The organism is Ruegeria sp. HKCCD6157 (genome assembly GCF_013110685.1).
In the GTDB taxonomy this organism is placed as follows: domain Bacteria; phylum Pseudomonadota; class Alphaproteobacteria; order Rhodobacterales; family Rhodobacteraceae; genus Ruegeria.
This window is the reverse complement of the sequence record NZ_WVRB01000009.1, coordinates 36,684-53,682: the sequence shown is the minus strand read 5'-3', so window position 1 is coordinate 53,682 and position 16,999 is coordinate 36,684. Positions and strand designations below refer to the sequence as shown.

Genomic DNA, 16,999 nt, shown 5'->3' with positions numbered 1-16,999 from the left:
TTCATGGATGCGAAGCCGCGCAGCCTGACCGTCTATCTTGCCGCGCTGGTCACCCTGGCGCTTCTGCCTTTGGGGCTGATTGCGGTATTGCAGACACGCGCTGTGATTACCGAGGCCGACGAAAGATCTCGGGCCTCGGTTTTGGCGCGCACGATCGAAGCTGCCACCCGGGAACGGGAGCTTCTGCAAAAAGCTGTTGGTGCCAGTTCGGGACTTACCGCCGCGCTTTCGGCTGGAGGTATGGACAAAGCCGCTTGCTCGGACCTTGTGCGCCGGTTCGTCGAACGCCAGCCCGAGTTTGTATTTGCCGGGTTTATCCAGCCGAACGGTGTCATGGCTTGCTCAACCGTCGAGAAAGACATCGATTTGTCGGACGCACCCGGTTTCGGGCAGATCTCGGAATATCCGCAGCTTACTTTTTCTGTCAGTCGTGCCGGGGCGGCGACTGGGCAATCAGTGATCATCGTAACCCAGCCGGTCCTGAACAAGACCGAGCTTATGGGGTTCGTCTCCATCTCGATACCTCATGCGCTGGCGCGCACGCCCTTGGATGTTGGCAACATTGGTAGTGACGTGGTCATCGCCCTGTTCGACGCGACCGGAGAAGTGCTGTCATCAAATGTAGGCTTGGATGAGGTCAAACCATTCCTACCGCCCGCGAAAGAAAACCTGTTGGTTCTGTCCAGTTCCGGCAAAACATTTTCGGCTAAAACGGCCGACGGAGAGGATCGGGTTTTTGCAGTTGCCAGCATCATTCCGGGCGAAGTCGCCGTGATTGGCAGTTGGCCACGCGAGGCGGCGCTGGCCTCTGTCGGTGCAGGCAGCACTGCCCTGACCATTGCTTTTCCGATCCTGATGTGGGTGACCGGTCTGGGAGTTGCCTTGTGGGGCCTGCATCGATTGGTGATCCGGCATCTCGACAGCTTGCGTTCGGCCGTGCGTCGTTTCGCGTTGGGCGAGCGCGACCCAATTGAAAGCCTCGCAGGCGCCCCGCAGGAGTTTCAGCAAATACAGACTGCATTCAACCGCATGGTCTTGTTGATCCGCGAGGCTGAGGCGCAGCACGAACGCGACCTTGTCGAAAAAACGCTGTTGTTGCGCGAGGTACACCATCGCGTCAAAAACAATCTTCAACTGATCGCTTCGATCATGAACATGCATTTGCGCAAGGCCGAAACCACCGAGGCCCGGCGCTTGCTGGAACAGTTGCAGCGTCGGGTTCGCGGCCTGGCCATGGTGCACCAGAGCTTGAACCAGAACTCGCAGATGACGACGATCAACACCGAGGCACTGATCGGACATTTGGTCGCCGAACTGGCGCATCGACCGCCAATTCTGGGTCAGGTGGTCGAGGTTGACTGCCGGATCGCGCCGGTCGAACTGGGGCAGGATCAGGCAGTCACGCTGTCGATGCTGGTGGCCGAGGCGCTGACGAACGCGGTCAAATACGTAGGCGTTCCGCAGGACGGACCGCCGACAATTTCGGTGGAATTGACCCGACCCGAGGAGAGCAACCTGCATCTGAAAATCTCCAACACGCGCGGGCAGACGGACGACGGTGCGGATCTGTTTCACAGCGGCGGGATCGGTCAGCGGCTGATGCAGGCCTTCCTCCGCCAATTGGACGGTTCCGAAACCATAACCGAGACGTCATCGCATTATGTGTATGAGGTGACGTTCGATATCGCCGAAGTAGAAGGCGATAGCGAACCACAGACCATTGCGGATGAGAGAGGCGGTGATGCCCGTGCCGCAGCAGAATGACTTTGAGGTTCTGATCACGGCCGAGCAAGCCTGGCCCGCCTTGGAAAAAGCGGTTCTGGAGGCCCGGCACCAGATCAAGGCAAGTTTTCGGATATTCGATTTCATGACACGGCTGCGAAGCGATGAGGCGCGCCGGATCGGCGATACCTGGTTTGACCTGATCGAGCATGTCATCTGCAAGGGTGTCTCGTTTCATCTGGTCATCAGCGATTTCGATCCGATCTTTGCGACCGAGTTGCACGAACTGAGTTGGCGCACCAAACGGCAGGCGGTTGCGCTTGCGGAAATCCTTAGCCCTGAACTGGCCGCGCGCTTGAGCGTTCGCGTGTCCATGCATCCCGCGCAGGCCGGCGCATTGCCTTGGGCCACGCTGTTGCCCGCGGTTCTGCGTAAAAAGGCGCAGCGAATGCAGGAGCTGTCCCGCGAACGACGCAAACGGCAGGCGGTACGGCTGGGGTCGGACACGCTGCCCCGGCTTCACACCGTGTCGCACCATCAGAAAGTCGCCGTGATCGACAATGAGGTCTGCTACCTCGGCGGATTGGACTTGAACGAAAGGCGCTTTGACACACCGGATCACGATCGTCTGGCCAAAAACACATGGTCAGACATTCAATTGCTGGTCCGCGGACCAGAGGCCTCCGAGGCCGCGCGCCATATCGACCGGTTCGAACATGAAATCGCGACCGGACAACCGGACCCCCAGGCGAGCCATCTGCGCCGCACCCTGTCCAGCCCGCGCCGGTTTGCATTCTGGCGGCTGTCGCCAAAGACTATCGCGCATGAGATCGAGGATGAGCACATCGCCGCCTTTCAAGCCGCGCGGCAACTTCTGCACATCGAGACCCAGTATTTCAGATCAACCCGGCTAGCCGAGGCCTTGGCTGAGGCGGGCCATTCCAAGCAGGATCTGAAACTGGTACTTGTTTTACCAGCCTTGCCCGAGGAAGTGGCCTTTGGCGGGCATGACGGATTGGACGCGCAATTCGGGTTGGACCTTCAAGCCAAATGCCTGGAGATCATCCAGCAGGGGTTCCAAGACCGTGTATCGCTTTCGACCCCGGTCCAGCCGATTGCCGCCAGCGGGGCCGATGCCAGCGTCGAGGTTCTGAGCGGGTCTCCGATTATTCACGTTCACAACAAAGTTCTGGTGGTGGATGACCATCATGCTTTGGTCGGGTCCGCCAACCTGAACGGACGGTCTTTGCGGTGGGACACAGAAGTCGCCCTTCGGGTCACCGACCGGCAGCGGATCGCGGTTCTGCGGCAGGCCCTAGTGGACCATTGGTGGTTCTCGGATGATCTGAGCAAACCGATCGAGCCAGATGCCATGTTCGCGTGGTGGGGGCGAGAGGTACAGGCCAACGGCGTGCGGCGCCCCGAAGCGCGCAGCGGCTTCCTGGTTCCGCATGACGCCGACGTTGCGCGCGACATGCGGCAACCGCTTCCGGGGGTAACTGAAAACATCGTTTAGGTGGTCGCGACCGGGCTCATGACCTTGGGGTGCATCAATACGCCGAACCACAGCAGGATCGGCAGTGCGACGATGGCGCCGACCGGCCCCCACAGCCAAAGCCCAAAGATGATGGCAATGAACACGACCAACGGGTTCACCTGCAGACGTTGGCCGACGAAGGCGGGTGTTACGAATTGTGCTTCAGAAAGATTGATCGCCAGGAAAATCAGGGGGGGCAACAGGGCCGCGGCTCCACCGAACTGGGTTAAACCGGCGATCAGAAGGCCGGTCAGGATCATCAGCGGGCCGAGATACAGCACAAAATTCAGAAGGCCGGCGGCCACCCCCCAGATTACGGCGTCATTGATGCCGATCAGCCCCAAGGCCACAGCCGTAACAGTCCCAAGGCCGATATTGACTAACGTCACGGCAGCGAAATAGCGATAGACCGCGCGGTCAGCCAGATACAGCCGCTCCGTCAACGGGCCGGCTGCGGCATAGAGCTCGGTTCGGGTCAAAACGAAGAAGAACAGCGTACCGATGAAAATCAGGATCTTTGATCCAAAATTGGGCGCCAGCCACAAAGCATCCATCACCGACGGAAGGGCGGACTCCGTTTCCGCTGCCCCATCGGCGCCGACGGTTTCTTCGATCTCGCGTCCAAGCGTTTCGATACCCCGAATGAACTCGGACATCGCGGCGACCCAAGAGCGCAACTCGCGTTTGATTGCGGGCAACTGTTCGACCAGCGTGGACAGCAATGGTTCAAGCAGAAGGAACGCCGCGACGATGACGGTGCTGGTCACGAATAGCAGTGCCGAGGCAGATATCACTCGTGGGCAACCGACCTTCTCAAGCTTGTCGGCAAGCGGGGCGACCACGACCCCCAAAACCAACGCAAAGGTGATCGGCGCGACGATCGACCGGGCCAGGTACAAAGCGGTGATGACGGCGATCCCGGTCAGGATCGCCATCATCGCACGCAAGGCTGATGCAGAGCTGAAAGCAGTGGGCATGGGCGCGCTTCACTGACTGCGCAAAGCGTGAGAGGCCCGATCAGCCGCCTCATCCAGCCGTACACTTGCCGCAGCATGCAGCTTGTCCAGTTCTTCGTTCAAAACCCTTTGGGCCTGTCGCATCAGCTGATCGCGCCGATGGCCCAGCAGCTCGTCCTCCTTGCGAGTGTTGGGCAGCAGAGCACCAGCCAGAATACCTACGCCCAGCGCCAATGCGCCGGCCGCCAGCGGCTGATCATGGACGAAGGTCTGCGAGGCCTTCGTCGCCTTCCGCGCACGCTTCTCGACCGCTTGCTGCGCACCGATTGCGGCCTTGCGCGCTTCGATCACACGGGCACGGGCCTGGGGTGAGAGCTTGTCCAGACCACGATCCAAGGCGGCGGACAGCACGCTGGCAGATTGGCTGTGTTCAGTCATTCCGGTCATCTCCTGTTTCATGCGGCTGTCGGCGTCGGCGACACGCCGATCAAAGCCGTCGAAGGCCTGCTGTGGAGGTACGGCCTGGCGCGGGGATTGGGTGCTTTTTGAGCCAGACCCTGGACCCGCAACCAAAAGGGCTGCTCCTGCACCGAGCAGAGCAAAGGCGGCCGGGTTTTTTTGAGCCGAGGACCAGAGTTGCGCACCGATCTGCCCACCATAGGCTTCAAGCGACGATTTCGCCTCGTCTGCCAGGCGCGGCGGTGCCAGCGTATCCGACAGAGCATTCAGCGAGCGTGCAAGAGCGCTGCGTTCGTATGCGATCTGCGTTTCAAGAGGTGTCAGGTCAGACATGGGTCGACTCCTTCATCGCTTCGATGTCGCGCTGCAGGTTTTTCATGGCTTGCTCGGGGACCAGCGCGGTGGCGGACAAGCGGGACCGGCCAAAAAGCGCCAGGCACCCAGCAACCAGTGCCAAGCCCGCGCCAACGAGCAACGAGGCCATACCCACCGAAAAACCATTGGCGGCGATATACGCGACCAGGGATGTCGCCATGAGGTTCAGTGCGATCATCAAAAGGATCAGAGAAATGCCAAGGCAGGCCAGCCCTAAGCCCGCTCGCGTCAGGTTTCGGGACAACTCCTCCTTGGCAAGCTTTACCTCAGCCCGAAGCAAACCCGACAGATGCTTGAGCGCGTTTGCCAAAAGCCCCGGTGCAGATCGCAGATCGTTGGGGTTATGCATCGCGGCCACCATTCATTCGCGCCAACGCGCTGGTGTGGCCCGAAGTATCGACCGAGGTACCATGCAGCAGCGACGGATCAATATCCCAAGGATCTGCACCAAAAGATGCGGATTGGGCCGCGCCCGTATTGCGCGCGCTCAGGAAACGGGCTGCAGCAAAACCGGCCAAGGCAGCCGATCCGACGAACAATAGCGGGTTTTCGCGGGCGAAATCAGACACCTTTCGGCTCATAATGGCCAAGTCGGCAGAACGGACTTGCCCAGCCACAGCTTCCATGTTGTCCGCAATCCTCGACAAGACCTGATGCTGCACCGATTGGTCGGGAAATGCATCGGCAGCTGCGTCGGCTGCATGAGCGGCGCTCTCAACCTCCTGCGCTGCGCTGTCCTTCAGGGATTCGGCCCGGGCCGAGGCCTCGGCGGTCACGGTGTCCTTGACCTTGCCGGCCAGATCCTGGGCATGGGCTTTTGCTTTCTCCGTGGTCTCAGTTCGACGTGGCATGCTTCGATCTCCTGTGTTGAGGTCTCGGTCACCCAACGCATGGCCGGCGAGATTGTTCCCAAGACCAGTTCGAACGCCACGGTGGACCCAGTTCGGATACCGTCAGATCACCCTTGCACGGTGTCAGTTGCAGAAAAAACGCCGCCGCCCGGAACCAGCTCGCGTTTGGCGCGTTTCACTGACAGCGACGAAGAAATCGAAAGGAATTTACGATGAACTGGAACCAAATTCTTGGACGCTGGACCGAATTCAAAGGCAAGCTGATCGAGCGTTTCGGCGATTTGACCGATGATGAGATCGAGCAAGCCCGCGGCGATCGCGAGCAACTGGAAGGCATCATCCAAAAGAAATACGGAGATTCGAAAGAAGACGTTCGGGAAATCGTGGATCGCCTGATGAAGGACATGTAGCCCAAAGGTGGATGCGCACATCGCGTGGGGTGGCATCAAGTCAATGGCGCCCCACAGACTCCCAAGATCGACCCCAACAGGTAATCACGAGCGCCATGAAACTGTCTGACCTCATCAACACGCCCGTTGTCCCAGCTGGAACCGACCACGCAATTGGTCGCGTTTCCGATATCGCCATTCGCGCTGGGCAGACCGAGTTGGAGTACGTCTTAGTCAATCTGAGCGTGGCCGGAGGGAATGACCCGGTGGCGTTCACCGCCGATACGCTCGAACTTGGTGCAAGCGAGGTAGTGTGCGCGTTATCCCAACACCAAGTGAATCATCTTCGACAACGGGAAGGAGGCGAGGTTCCCCTCGCAGTGGACATCAAGGGCCTACCGCCCCTGGTTGTAGGGCCGTTCGGCAACGCGATTGCGCCGGTTGTGATGGGAGCGGTCCTGAATGACGCTCTCGGCCAACGCCCCCAACCCACGCCACCTGCTAGCAACTTCCGATGGTTTACGAAGCTGCAGGGCAACCCTGCGTTTGACTCGACTGGTGAGTTGGGCAGATTCAAGGATATTGAGTTCGACCCTGACACCAAGGCTCTGCGGTTTCTCTTGATCGACGGGCGACCAGATATCCTGAGTTTTCCGTTCGCTGAGTTACGCAATATTCCCGACGACGAACACTACATGGTTCTGTCCAGATCTTCCGATCCGCTGCACCCGGTCTGAGGGTCTGGTCACGACTTGTCAAACCGCGCATTTGCGCGGTTTTTTCTTTTTAAAACAAATATTTTTGCATTTTTCTGGGAACAAGTCGCGGCGTCATTCGTTTGTTCAACAAGACCGCGGGAAACGCGGTCAGAACAGACCAAAGGAGTGAGCTATGAAACGTTTTCTGACCACAACTTCGATCGTTCTGGTGATGTCGGCATCGGCCTATGCAGAAAGCTCGAATGTCGAAGAAGTCGGCAAGAACCTGGAAGAGGCAGCCGAGGCAGCCGGTGATGCGCTGTCCAATACCGCGCAGGATATCAAGAACGCTGCGCAGAACACGGCGAAAGACGTCGACCAAGCAGCCGAAGCAACCGGTGAGTACATCAGCGAAAAAGCCGGTCAGATGGCCGATGCGGTTGACCCAACCACCATCGACATCAAGGGTTATGTCCCCGTTGCCCAAGGCACCATCCCGGCCGAAGATCTGACCGGCATGCGCGTCTATGACGTCTCGCAAGAGTGGATCGGCGAGATCGAAGAGGTCGTCGTCGACATGGACGGATCGGTAGATGGGGCCGTGATCGGCGTTGGCGGGTTCCTCGGCTTGGGGGAAAAGGATGTTCTGATCGATTTCTCGCGCGTGTCGCTGATGCGTGAAGTCAATGGTGACAACACCTATGCCTTCGTTCACGCTGACAAGGAGATGCTGAAGGATATGCCGGCCTACGAAGGGTCGTAAAACGGCTCCTCAGTCGCAAAGCATGTGATCAAGCCGTCGGCCGATTTTTCGGTCGGCGGTTCTTTAATTCCTGTCCATCCGCCACGTTTAGATCAGCGGGCGCGGAACGGCTTCGGTGATTTCGACCAAGCCAAGCTCGGCTAGACCCTCAAGATCGTTAATCTGCAGCACATTGTTGGACCATTCGGCCAGACCGAGATCCTTCAGCCGTCGCAGGGTCTTGTTCGTGTGAACCAGCGACAAGCCCAACGCATCCGCAAGATCCTGCTGCCGGTAGGGCAGCGGACACTGCAAGCCTTTGGCCAATCCGACAGCCTGCGACCTTGTGTAGAAGCGGTGCAGGCTCCACGCGATCTTCTCGATCGCGCCGCGCTGGCCGACTGTTGTCAGGGCGTCGCCCAGAAAATGCTCTTCGACGGCGGCCAGGAATGTCAGGTCAAAGGCGCGATCAGGCTGGTTCTGATATAACTCGAACAGCCGCGAGCGATTGAAAACGCACAGCCGCATCGCGGTTGTCGCTTCGACCGAGTGCCGCATCTCGCCCATGACGCCAGCCTGCAGCCCGACGAGATCGCCTGGAAGCACAAAGCCTATGACCTGCCTGCGACCGTTTTCGAGCGTTTTGTAACGAACGCCCATCCCGCTCAGAACCGTGAACAGATGCGCGGATTTCGCGCCCTCGATGAACAGTTGTGTTCCGGGTTCGGCCTGCATCTCACCGGTTTTGAAACCCTGCATGAATCGCAGGTCGTCTTCCGAGAACGGCAGGAAGACGTCCATCTGCCTCAGCGGACAGTCCCTACATGCGATCAGAGAATTTTTTCGTTGCTGTGTCATAGTTTATTGCGGCGCTGCGGGATTGCCCTACGGTGGCATCGAACAGATTTCAGGATGGTATTTATGGAACCCTCTTCCCGCAGCGTAGCAGATGTTTTGATTGTTACGGAAAACTTTATCGAAGCAGCGGACATCAGTGACGCCATCCCCGGAGTTTCGCCCGATCGCATTGTCCATATCCGCGAGCTGCACGCGGGCGGGCATTTCTGGCAGGACCCCGAATTCGCCCCGGCCCTGAGCGTTCTGAGCTATCGCAGAAGTGAGACGTCATTTGACGCCGTCGCGCGGCTGTTGGTTGAACGCGGCAGTGCACTGTTGCTGCTGGACCCGTCCCCCGAGGTGCAAGCGCAATTTGAATGCGCGGCTCTGATACGGCCTTTCACGGCTGCAGATCTTGCACGCAAGATCGCGTCCATCGATTTCAGTGGGAACGGCTTGAAGGTCGGTTCAGATCCTGGGTGAGTCGGCGCAGGGCGCATTGTGCCCCCAATATCCTTGAACGAAAATAGCGCGGCCGATGCCGCGCTTTGTTTTTGTACTGAGAATTTCCGAACTGATCAGATCGCGCTGCGCGCGGCCTTCGGGCCAAAGATCAGCCAGCAGATGAATCCGATGACCGGAAGCAACAGAACGAAAAGGACCCACAGGATTTTCGCACCGGTCGTCGCAGACGAACCGATGATCGAGATTATGGCCCAGATCGACAAAACCAGGACGATCAGACCGCCAATGCCATATACTTCCACCATACCGAAGTTCCTTTCGAATTACGTGTCGTTGTTCCTACGAGGAAACAACGCGATAGGTAGCCGAAAGTTCCCGACAAAGATCTGGGCGTGATCCCAGTTCTTTCAGAAGGTTTGAGGAACTTTGTACCTGACGGAACCAAAACGACCGGCAGAACGTTGGGTTTGAAGGTCGATACATGGGGTCAAAATGTCCGATAAAATCAAAGCGCCGCGAAAAGATCTTGTCGAGAAGGAAAGTGAGCGCGAAGCGGTCGAAGAAGCGTCCGGCCTGTCTCCGCGCCTGATATTCGAGACCATCCGCCAAAACGGCGAGGAGGAACTGGACCGCCCGACCAAAGCGTTGTTCTGGTCCGGGATTGCCGCAGGCGTGCTGATCAGCTTTTCAGTGCTCGGCGAAGCGATCTTGCGGGCACATCTGCCCGAAACCAGCGGGCGCTTTCTGATCGAGAACCTGGGCTATTCCCTCGGGTTTGTCCTGGTCATCTTAGGGCGGATGCAGTTGTTTACCGAAAACACGATAACGACTGTCGTTCCTGCCATGATAAATCCGTCCGTTGCCTGCTTCACCAAAACCGCCAGGCTGTGGGCAATCGTTCTGGGTGCCAATGTGCTGGGGGCGTTTGCGATTTCTGCCTTCCTGATCCATACGCCGGTGTTATCGCCCCAGCTCGTCTCGGTCATCAACGACCTGAGCCACCACGCCACCGGCATGGGCGCGTGGGTTGGTTTTTTGCGCGGAATACCGGCGGGGATCTTGATTGCGGCGATCGTTTGGATGCTGCCTTCAGCGCAGAACAACGAGGTGCTGGTCATCGTGATCTTCACTTGGATGATTGCGGCCGGTGACTTTACCCACGTCGTTGCCGGTTCGGTGGAAATGGCGGTTCTGATGCTTCAGGGTCAGTTGTCGGTAGGCGCAGCCGTTTTCAGCTTTTTCCTGCCCGTCCTCGCCGGCAACATCATCGGAGGAACCGCAGTCTTCACGATGCTGGCCTACGCCCAGATCAAACCCGAAATAGAAGAAGACCCGAAACGCGGCTGAGGCGCTTTGGGTCTTTGGGATGGCGGGCTGGTTGGCGTGGCAGTGACGAATAGCGCTGTCAGCGATTCCTGATGAAGAACCAGATCAGTAGACCGGCCAAACCCAAGCCGAGCATGGCCGGCAATACGTATTCGATGCCCATATCGGTCGCGGTGTACCGCGTGTCCTAGCTGCGGTTCACCTTGCGCAACGCGAGGCCCAGCAGGACACCCACGCCCAACGCTCCGACCATTGCCAAGCCTGGGTTCTCGCGCACGAAGGCGGCACTTTTCTCGGATGTCTGTGTCAGCTGCTTTTCCGCCTCGTCGCGCGCCGTCTTCAACGTGTCACGCGTTGCGGTTACGCCATCTTCCAACGCTGATTTGGCCTCCTTGGCCACTTCGTCGATCCGCGCCGCCATCTCGACATGGGGAGTGTCCTGAGGGGCCTTCTTCTCCGTTTTCTGTGTCATGTCAGATCTCCTTTCATCGACCCAACGCGGGCGGTCGCCAAAGGTTCCACCAAAATGATCCGGAACCAATCTGGGGTTCCAAGCGTTGACCCGTCAGTAGTCACAAAAATGAAAGGAAATCCCATGTTGTCCTGGGCGCTGATCTTTTTCGCACTTGCTATCGTTGCTGGCATCTTCGGGTTTGGCGGCATCGCGTCGGCCTCGGCCGGTATCGCACAGATCCTTTTCGTGATCTTTCTGGTCCTGTTCATCGGTTCGCTGATCTTGCGGCTGATCCGTGGGTAAGCCCCCGCGCATCCGCACTCCCTGAAACAGTACTCCGAGGTTCAAAGCCCTATGAAAGATGCCGTCGATACCCAAACCGCCGCCGAATTGCTGATTGCCTGCCTGGAAGCCAACGGCGTGACCTGTGCATTCGGTGTTCCGGGTGAGGAAACGACCGATCTGATCGCCGCAATCGACAAGTCGAGCATCGACTTCGTCTTGTGCCGGCACGAGCAGTCGGCGGCTTTCATGGCATCGGTTCACGGTCGGTTGACGGGGAACCCGGCGGCTTGCCTTTCGACGCTTGGACCTGGAGCGACCAACCTTGTCACCGGTGTGGCTGACGCTACGCTTGACCATGTGCCGCTGATCGCCCTCACAGGACAGGGGGCGCGGTCCAGGCTGGGCCGTGAAAGCCATCAGATCATCGATCTCGAAGCACTCTTTGCGCCAGTCACCAAGTCGAGCCGAACGCTGATGGTCGCGGATGAAATTCCCCAAGTCGTGGCCGAGGCCGTGCGATTGAGCAAGATCGACAAACCCGGAGCCGTCCATCTTTCCCTGCCCGAGGATCTCGCCGAGGTCCCGACACTGGCCGAACCTTTCGTGGCCCCGACGCCAGCCGAGGTGCGACCGGCGGCCGATGCGGTCATCCGTTCCGCGCGCCTGCTGGCCGAGGCGAAAAAGCCCTTGATCCTTGCGGGACACGGGGTGATCCGATCCGGCACCGCAAGCGACGTTCGGGCACTTGCAGAAAGCCTTTCTGCCCCGGTCGTCACGACATTCATGGCCAAAGGCGTTTTGCCTCCGGGGCACCCGCTCTCGCTGCATTCGATCGGTCAGCCGGGCAAGGAGTTGGCGTCTGAAGCCTTCGACCTGTGCGACCTGATCATTGCCATCGGGTTTGACCCGGTCGAATATCCACCCTCGAACATTTCGATGGGCGGTCAGAAGCCGGTTCTCGAGGTCTCGGACGTGGCCTCGACCGTTGATGTGGACTGGCCGGTAAAGGCCGCTCTGACAGGCGACCTTCCGCACTGCATCGACGTTCTGGCAAAGGCCACGGCCGAACGTCCCCCGCAAAGCTGGTTCAAAGATCTTCAGCGGAGGATTGACGCCTCGCTGGAAGGTGGAGCAACAGCTTCCGATGCCGCTTGTGTCGCGCCGTCGGAAATATGTCAGGCGATTTCCGAAACGCTTCGCGAAAGCGACGTTTTGCTGTCTGGCGTGGGCCTGCACAAGCTTTGGGTCGCCAGCAAGGTTCAAGCACGCCGGGCGGGTCAAATCATCATTCCGAACGGCCTGGCCGGTATGGGCCTTGCGCTGCCCGGAGCGATCGAGGCTGCCCGTCTGTTGGACGAGGGTCGGGTGATCGCCGTTTGCGGTGATGGGGACTTCTTGATGAATGTTCAGGAGATGGAGACGGCGGCCCGGTTGTGCGTGCCCGTGACTGTTCTGGTCTGGGAAGACAACGGCTATGGTCTGATCGACGAAAAACAGCCTGGTGCGCGCGAGTTTTCCTTCGGCAACCCCGATTGGGAGTCGCTGGCCCGATCCTTTGGCTGGGTCTACCACGACATCGAAACCCGCAGCAAACTTGCTCCTGCGCTGCAGGCGGCGGCCGACGTCGCCGTTCCGACTTTGCTGCGGGTGTCGGTCGACTATTCCGCTGATGGCGGGATGCCCACTGTCACCTGATTTTTTTGTCGAAAGTGGAACAACGCCAGGCTTTGGGCGTTTCTTCCCCAGTAGAAAAAAGGAGTTGTCATGACCGACGCATTGAACGTTGTCCCGAACGAAAACCCTGTTTCCACTGGCGTGCGCGACACCGCACCCTTGGCCAAGGGTCTGGCTGATATTCTGGCCGACACCTACCGGCTGACCTTCAAGACACATGCGTATCACTGGAACGTGGAAGGCCCTCTGTTCTATTCGATCCACAAGCTGACCGAAGAACAGTACGAAAACATGTTCGCCGCCGCTGATGAGATCGCGGAACGCATCCGCGCGCTGGGACACCTGGCGCCCTCGCGCATGTCCGACATCCTGGATTTCTCGGCTATCAAGGATCGCGAAGGGGACCTGTCCGCCGCCGACATGATCGAAGATCTGGCTGCTGATCACGAGCGGGTGGCGCACCGCCTGCACGCCCTGACCGAGCTTGCAGGAAGCCGCAAAGACGTCGTGACTGAAGATCTGGCGACCGAACGTTCGGCATTTCATGAGCAGGCAGCTTGGATGCTGCGGGCGATCTCGAAATCAAGCTGACGCGGTGACCGGGCGCGTGTGTCGTTTTGCGACCCAACTGTGCGCGTTTAAGGTCTTGGGCAGGCTTGCCGAAAAACCGGCAAGCCTGCACATTCCGATTTGGTGACTAGTCCAAAGGGCGGCAATGTCTGAAAAAAACACGAAAAGCCAAAACTTGGCCGAGGAGCGGACCGACTGGGCCGAAGACCGCACCATTTTGGCAAATGAGCGCACATTTGCGGGATGGATGAGAACCGGAATGGCATGCGTGGCCATCGCCCTTGGCCTTAAGGCCGTATTTTCCGCCGTCGAACCCGAGTGGCTGGCGAAGGCTGCAGCCACCCTTTTTGTGTTGATCTCGCTGCTAATCTACTGGGGAGCGTGGATGAACGCCCGCCGCGTGTATTCCCGATTGGAAGCGCACAGCGCCCAACCGGCATCTCGCTTCCACTTGCAATTGGTTGTTGGAAGCCTGTCCCTCGGATCAATCGCATGTTGCCTTGTGTTGTGGCTTGTCTAATTGAGGCGCCTGGCGTGCCCCCGTCGGGTGGTACGGTTTGATTGTTGGTGCATCATTGGCCTCTGGTCCACCGGCACGATGCATTCTGGCGCGAGCGGACAGTAGCCCAGTGAGCTGTGTGGCCTGACGGTATTGTAGTGGACACGCCATTACTCGATCAGAATTCTGGCTTCCTTTAGGCCGTAGAATAGCTCGCCGTTGTGCAGTTCATCGCGGAACCGTGCGTTGAAGCAGTCGCAGCAGCCGTTTTCCCAAGGTGAGCGCATCGGCCTCCCACAGGATGTCCTCGAACCCCCATATCTTGATCGGATCGAGCCCATGGCGCTGATAGCGGGCGAAATGCAGATCACCAAGAACCACGAGGGTATCGGTTTGGTACGGAATGGTCACATGGGTCATGGCGGTCGCCTCAGTGCAGCAAGGGGCGCATCGCCAGCGCCTCGGCGCGGTCGAGCATCCGGGCGACGGTGCGCAGGTTCAGGCGGCGGTGGGACAATGCGCCGGTCTCGAAGATGGCGGCGACGGCGTCGGTTGCAGGCTCGGCGAGTCCCCGCCGCGCGGCTTCGGTCATGGCGAAGTCCCTTAGCTGCCCCGTGGTCAGATCCGGCAGATCCAGCACCACGCAGCGGCTCTGAAACGGTTCCGGCAGGCCCTGCCTGCTGTTCGCCGTCATCACCCAGTTGACCCAGGACATGTCCATCTTGACCTGAAAGAACGGGCATTCCCAGGTCGCTGCCGTCATCCGCTCCAGCAGCGGCAGCAGGGCGTCGGTGAGAGTATGGCGCGTGCCTTTGTTGGAGTGGACCTCATCAGCCTTTTCGATCTCGTCGATGATCACCAGCGGTCCGGCATGCCGGTGGTTCAGGACCGTGTTGACCAGTTTGCCCGCATGGGCGCTGCCCCAACCGCGTTGTGACCCAGTGAGCGCGAACGACGCCGGCTCCCCGGTTGCGTCAATCTTGGTCGCGGGGACCTCCAGATAATGCGCCAGTCGCCGGGCCCAGAAGCTCTTGCCGATGCCGGGCGGGCCGTTCAGGACCAGCGGCGTGAACCGGACACCCGGCAGGCCCTGGCGCGCCGAGGCCCGCAGCCCGTGCCAGACGGCTTCGGTGGCGGGCGCCATCCAAGGCATCTCGGCATGCAGCGCAGCCGCGATCTCGTCCGCCTCGTGTTCGGAGGTGATGCGGGTGACCGGCAGCCCGCCACGCAAGGGCGTCAGCTTGGCGCGATTCTCCTCGCTCAGATGAGACAGGCCAGACAGGGCGTCCAGCCGCTGCACGTACCGGTGCGCGCGGCGCCTGATTTTCCGCCGCTCGGCCTCATTCAGATAGTCGAAGAACTGGTCCATCTTGTCGCGGTCGCCTTCATCGTCACCGGTCTGCGCCGCCTGGCGTTGCCTGCGGAGGGCGCGCAGGAATGTCTTCAGGCGCCGCTCGACCTCGTGCAGTGTCGGCAGGTCGTCTTCGAACCGCAGCGCATGAAATGGAATCGTGGTGGTGGCACGGGGCATCGCAGAATCCTTTCGAGGCGTGACAGGGCTTGCCGTGCCGTTGTCCACACCGCCGGGGCGGGCGGGACTGATGGGTGTGAAAGGTTCCGGAACCTGTGGAACGATTAGGGAACATCTAGCGTGCTGCGTGTCAACGCATCCTGGTTGGGTTGCGCCATCGAACCCGACCGGAATGAACGAACCGCTACACGGCATACAAGTTGTTGAAAGAACTGCGCTAAAAACAAAGCAGGTTCGGGGGCAATTCAAAAATCCGTTTTTTGTCGCAAAAACGGACTTTGGATGTCGAACGTCAGAAATCGAAATTCGAGAATGGCGATCCCTGAAGGACTCGAACCCTCAACCTGCTGATTAGAAGTCAGCTGCTCTATCCAGTTGAGCTAAGGGACCGCTGCACCCTTCTTGCGGTTTTTATGAGCGGGGTTCAAGAGCCAAGCGCATGAATGCGCTGTTCGGATCGTCACTGTACCCAAAGATCGGTCCGCAATAGGAATAACCCAACGCTTTGTAAAGCTTGCGGGCGGCATCATACTCTGGAAGATGCTCTGCCCCGGTTTCCAAAACCAAAGCTTCGACGCCTTCTGCGCGCGCCAGATCGGCCAGATGAGCCATCATGACACGCGCCAGTCCGCGCCCCCGTGCCTGTGCGAGGATATGCACCGATTTCACCTCGGCCGTGCCATCGGGTAACAGTTTCAAGGCGCCGCAGCCCAACGCCTGCTGATCGTCGTAAATCGCACAGAATCGAATACCCGGTCCGGCCAGTGATTCTGCGCTCATCGTATGGTTGCTTTCAGCAGGGCCGGCCGATTCGCTGTGGGCGAAATGAGCTTCCACAATCGGGCGCAACACGTCCGAGGTGGGGTCGGCCTCGCGAATCTCGATCATTCAGTGAGTCCAGGGACCGCGGCGGTCAGTAGCGAAGTTTTCTCCGTAACCGCGTGCGCGCAGGTTGGGTTTGCGCTTGTGCGGCTCGTTGACCTGCGCATCGATGCCATTGTCCCTGGCATAATCCATCGCCTCTTTCTTGGTGTCGAATTTCAGGCGTATCTGGGTTTGCGTGTCATTGGATGATGTCCAGCCCATCAGCGGATCAACCTTACGTGCCGAAGCGGGGGCATATTCCAGAACCCACTTGCGGGTCTTGGCCATCCCTGAAGTCATCGCATTCCTTGCAGGCTGGTAAATCCGTGCGCGCATGTCGCCTCTCCGTACTCACTTGGCTGGATCTGTTTATGCGTCAGAGCGCAACCCGGGACAAGACAACAATTGTCGCGGATTGTCGAAGCAAGCCAATGACAGAAACTGTCATCAGGGCCAATTATGATCTTCGACAAATCAGCCGAAGGATAAGCAGATGATCCATAGTGAATGCATTCTGGGCGTCGACGCGAACCCCGGGAACAACCGGGCGATGCCCTCGACCGAAGCCCATACCGTAATCGCCGACAAACCGATGATGACGAAGGCTCTCATCGGCGAGCTTGGCGCGTTGGCCGGCAAGGTTGGTTCGGATCACAATCCGGATGCGTATCTGCCCAGTGTCGAAACTGGGAGATTTGTACCGGATCAGCCCTTGCAGTTGGACAAAATAAGAACAAATGTAAGGGCCTGATCCGGAGCCTGCCC

The 16,999-nt window shown here is 59.1% G+C and carries 23 protein-coding genes, 1 tRNA gene and 1 pseudogene; 12 read left to right on the top strand and 13 right to left on the bottom strand.

The features are described from left to right. The first annotated feature begins 3 nt into the window (after positions 1 to 3). Both GS612_RS19095 and GS612_RS19090 read left to right on the top strand, forming a co-directional pair. Positions 4 to 1,764 (top strand): sensor histidine kinase, encoded by a 1,761-nt coding sequence (locus GS612_RS19095; protein ID WP_171642443.1) that lies wholly within the window; start codon positions 4 to 6, stop codon positions 1,762 to 1,764. Further along, entirely contained in the window at positions 1,742 to 3,238 is a 1,497-nt protein-coding gene (locus GS612_RS19090; RefSeq protein WP_171642441.1) for a phospholipase D family protein, read from the top strand. Before GS612_RS19095 ends, GS612_RS19090 begins: the two co-directional genes overlap by 23 nt. Here the strand turns inward: GS612_RS19090 and GS612_RS19085 are convergent. The 4 genes from GS612_RS19085 to GS612_RS19070 are packed head-to-tail and all read right to left on the bottom strand — an operon-like array spanning position 3,235 to position 5,900. Continuing rightward, positions 3,235 to 4,236, bottom strand: coding sequence for an AI-2E family transporter (locus GS612_RS19085; protein ID WP_171232979.1), 1,002 nt, complete (start codon positions 4,234 to 4,236; stop codon positions 3,235 to 3,237). The genes GS612_RS19090 and GS612_RS19085 overlap by 4 nt on opposite strands. Positions 4,237 to 4,245: 9 nt before the next feature. Continuing rightward, positions 4,246 to 5,007, bottom strand: a complete 762-nt coding sequence (locus GS612_RS19080; protein ID WP_171642439.1) for a DUF883 family protein — start codon at positions 5,005 to 5,007, stop codon at positions 4,246 to 4,248. Further along, a complete protein-coding gene (locus GS612_RS19075) occupies positions 5,000 to 5,398 on the bottom strand; it encodes a phage holin family protein (protein WP_171642437.1) in 399 nt (132 codons plus the stop codon). The genes GS612_RS19080 and GS612_RS19075 overlap by 8 nt, the downstream gene beginning before the upstream one ends. Further along, positions 5,391 to 5,900, bottom strand: coding sequence for a hypothetical protein (locus tag GS612_RS19070; protein ID WP_171642435.1), 510 nt, complete (start codon positions 5,898 to 5,900; stop codon positions 5,391 to 5,393). The genes GS612_RS19075 and GS612_RS19070 overlap by 8 nt, the downstream gene beginning before the upstream one ends. 212 nt (positions 5,901 to 6,112) lie before the next feature. Here GS612_RS19070 and GS612_RS19065 point away from each other — a divergent pair, with 212 nt between their 5' ends. The 3 genes from GS612_RS19065 (at position 6,113) to GS612_RS19055 (ending at position 7,750) form a co-directional block, all read left to right on the top strand. Further along, positions 6,113 to 6,310: a CsbD family protein gene (locus GS612_RS19065; protein ID WP_171232981.1), complete on the top strand. Its 198-nt coding sequence runs from the start codon at positions 6,113 to 6,115 to the stop codon at positions 6,308 to 6,310. A 95-nt stretch (positions 6,311 to 6,405) separates the two neighbouring features. Next, positions 6,406 to 7,026: a PRC-barrel domain-containing protein gene (locus tag GS612_RS19060; protein WP_171232982.1), complete on the top strand. Its 621-nt coding sequence runs from the start codon at positions 6,406 to 6,408 to the stop codon at positions 7,024 to 7,026. Between the two features lie 154 nt (positions 7,027 to 7,180). Next, a complete protein-coding gene (locus GS612_RS19055) occupies positions 7,181 to 7,750 on the top strand; it encodes a PRC-barrel domain-containing protein (protein WP_171230037.1) in 570 nt (189 codons plus the stop codon). 87 nt (positions 7,751 to 7,837) lie between these two features. Here GS612_RS19055 and GS612_RS19050 read toward each other — a convergent pair whose 3' ends face one another. Beyond that, entirely contained in the window at positions 7,838 to 8,587 is a 750-nt protein-coding gene (locus GS612_RS19050; RefSeq protein ID WP_171232983.1) for a Crp/Fnr family transcriptional regulator, read from the bottom strand. Between the two features lie 63 nt (positions 8,588 to 8,650). On the opposite strand from GS612_RS19050, the gene GS612_RS19045 reads away from it, so the two are divergent. Beyond that, positions 8,651 to 9,049 (top strand): hypothetical protein, encoded by a 399-nt coding sequence (locus GS612_RS19045; protein WP_171642433.1) that lies wholly within the window; start codon positions 8,651 to 8,653, stop codon positions 9,047 to 9,049. 95 nt (positions 9,050 to 9,144) lie between these two features. Here the strand turns inward: GS612_RS19045 and GS612_RS19040 are convergent, their stop codons facing one another. Further along, a complete protein-coding gene (locus tag GS612_RS19040) occupies positions 9,145 to 9,336 on the bottom strand; it encodes a PLD nuclease N-terminal domain-containing protein (RefSeq protein WP_093961670.1) in 192 nt (63 codons plus the stop codon). Between the two features lie 187 nt (positions 9,337 to 9,523). On the opposite strand from GS612_RS19040, the gene GS612_RS19035 reads away from it, so the two are divergent. Then, positions 9,524 to 10,378, top strand: coding sequence for a formate/nitrite transporter family protein (locus GS612_RS19035; protein ID WP_171642431.1), 855 nt, complete (start codon positions 9,524 to 9,526; stop codon positions 10,376 to 10,378). A gap of 166 nt (positions 10,379 to 10,544) precedes the next feature. Here GS612_RS19035 and GS612_RS19030 read toward each other — a convergent pair whose 3' ends face one another. After that, the gene (locus GS612_RS19030; RefSeq protein ID WP_171642429.1) at positions 10,545 to 10,829 is read right to left on the bottom strand and encodes a DUF883 family protein; all 285 of its coding nucleotides are present in this window, start codon (positions 10,827 to 10,829) and stop codon (positions 10,545 to 10,547) included. A 123-nt stretch (positions 10,830 to 10,952) separates the two neighbouring features. On the opposite strand from GS612_RS19030, the gene GS612_RS19025 reads away from it, so the two are divergent. The 4 genes from GS612_RS19025 (at position 10,953) to GS612_RS19010 (ending at position 13,860) form a co-directional block, all read left to right on the top strand. After that, a complete protein-coding gene (locus tag GS612_RS19025; RefSeq protein ID WP_093961673.1) occupies positions 10,953 to 11,114 on the top strand; it encodes a DUF1328 domain-containing protein in 162 nt (53 codons plus the stop codon). A gap of 51 nt (positions 11,115 to 11,165) precedes the next feature. Continuing rightward, positions 11,166 to 12,791, top strand: a complete 1,626-nt coding sequence (locus GS612_RS19020) for an acetolactate synthase large subunit (RefSeq protein ID WP_171642427.1) — start codon at positions 11,166 to 11,168, stop codon at positions 12,789 to 12,791. A 69-nt stretch (positions 12,792 to 12,860) separates the two neighbouring features. Continuing rightward, positions 12,861 to 13,361 (top strand): Dps family protein, encoded by a 501-nt coding sequence (locus GS612_RS19015; protein WP_171642425.1) that lies wholly within the window; start codon positions 12,861 to 12,863, stop codon positions 13,359 to 13,361. A 124-nt stretch (positions 13,362 to 13,485) separates the two neighbouring features. After that, on the top strand, positions 13,486 to 13,860 hold the full coding sequence (locus tag GS612_RS19010; RefSeq protein ID WP_171116923.1) for a YidH family protein: 375 nt from the start codon (positions 13,486 to 13,488) through the stop codon (positions 13,858 to 13,860). On the opposite strand, the pseudogene GS612_RS20580 reads toward GS612_RS19010, so the two are convergent. The 6 genes and pseudogenes from GS612_RS20580 to GS612_RS18980 all read right to left on the bottom strand — a co-directional run. Then, a pseudogene (locus tag GS612_RS20580) lies at positions 13,857 to 14,123 on the bottom strand (transposase); the annotation flags it as partial. The gene GS612_RS19010 and the pseudogene GS612_RS20580 sit on opposite strands and share 4 nt — an antisense overlap. Then, a complete protein-coding gene (locus tag GS612_RS19000) occupies positions 14,068 to 14,259 on the bottom strand; it encodes a hypothetical protein (RefSeq protein ID WP_171642423.1) in 192 nt (63 codons plus the stop codon). The gene GS612_RS19000 and the pseudogene GS612_RS20580, both read right to left, overlap by 56 nt. 10 nt (positions 14,260 to 14,269) lie before the next feature. Further along, on the bottom strand, positions 14,270 to 15,370 hold the full coding sequence (locus tag GS612_RS18995; protein ID WP_171642421.1) for an AAA family ATPase: 1,101 nt from the start codon (positions 15,368 to 15,370) through the stop codon (positions 14,270 to 14,272). 313 nt (positions 15,371 to 15,683) lie between these two features. Next, positions 15,684 to 15,760: transfer RNA gene (locus GS612_RS18990), tRNA-Arg, on the bottom strand. Between the two features lie 21 nt (positions 15,761 to 15,781). Continuing rightward, positions 15,782 to 16,258 carry a GNAT family N-acetyltransferase gene (locus GS612_RS18985; RefSeq protein ID WP_171642419.1) on the bottom strand — a complete coding sequence of 159 codons (477 nt, stop codon included), beginning with the start codon at positions 16,256 to 16,258 and terminating at the stop codon, positions 15,782 to 15,784. Continuing rightward, the gene (locus tag GS612_RS18980) at positions 16,259 to 16,570 is read right to left on the bottom strand and encodes an ETC complex I subunit (protein ID WP_171642417.1); all 312 of its coding nucleotides are present in this window, start codon (positions 16,568 to 16,570) and stop codon (positions 16,259 to 16,261) included. It lies immediately after the preceding gene. A gap of 157 nt (positions 16,571 to 16,727) precedes the next feature. Here GS612_RS18980 and GS612_RS18975 point away from each other — a divergent pair, with 157 nt between their 5' ends. Continuing rightward, complete coding sequence (locus GS612_RS18975) at positions 16,728 to 16,985, top strand: hypothetical protein (protein WP_171642415.1); 258 nt, start codon at positions 16,728 to 16,730, stop codon at positions 16,983 to 16,985. Positions 16,986 to 16,999 lie beyond the last annotated feature (14 nt).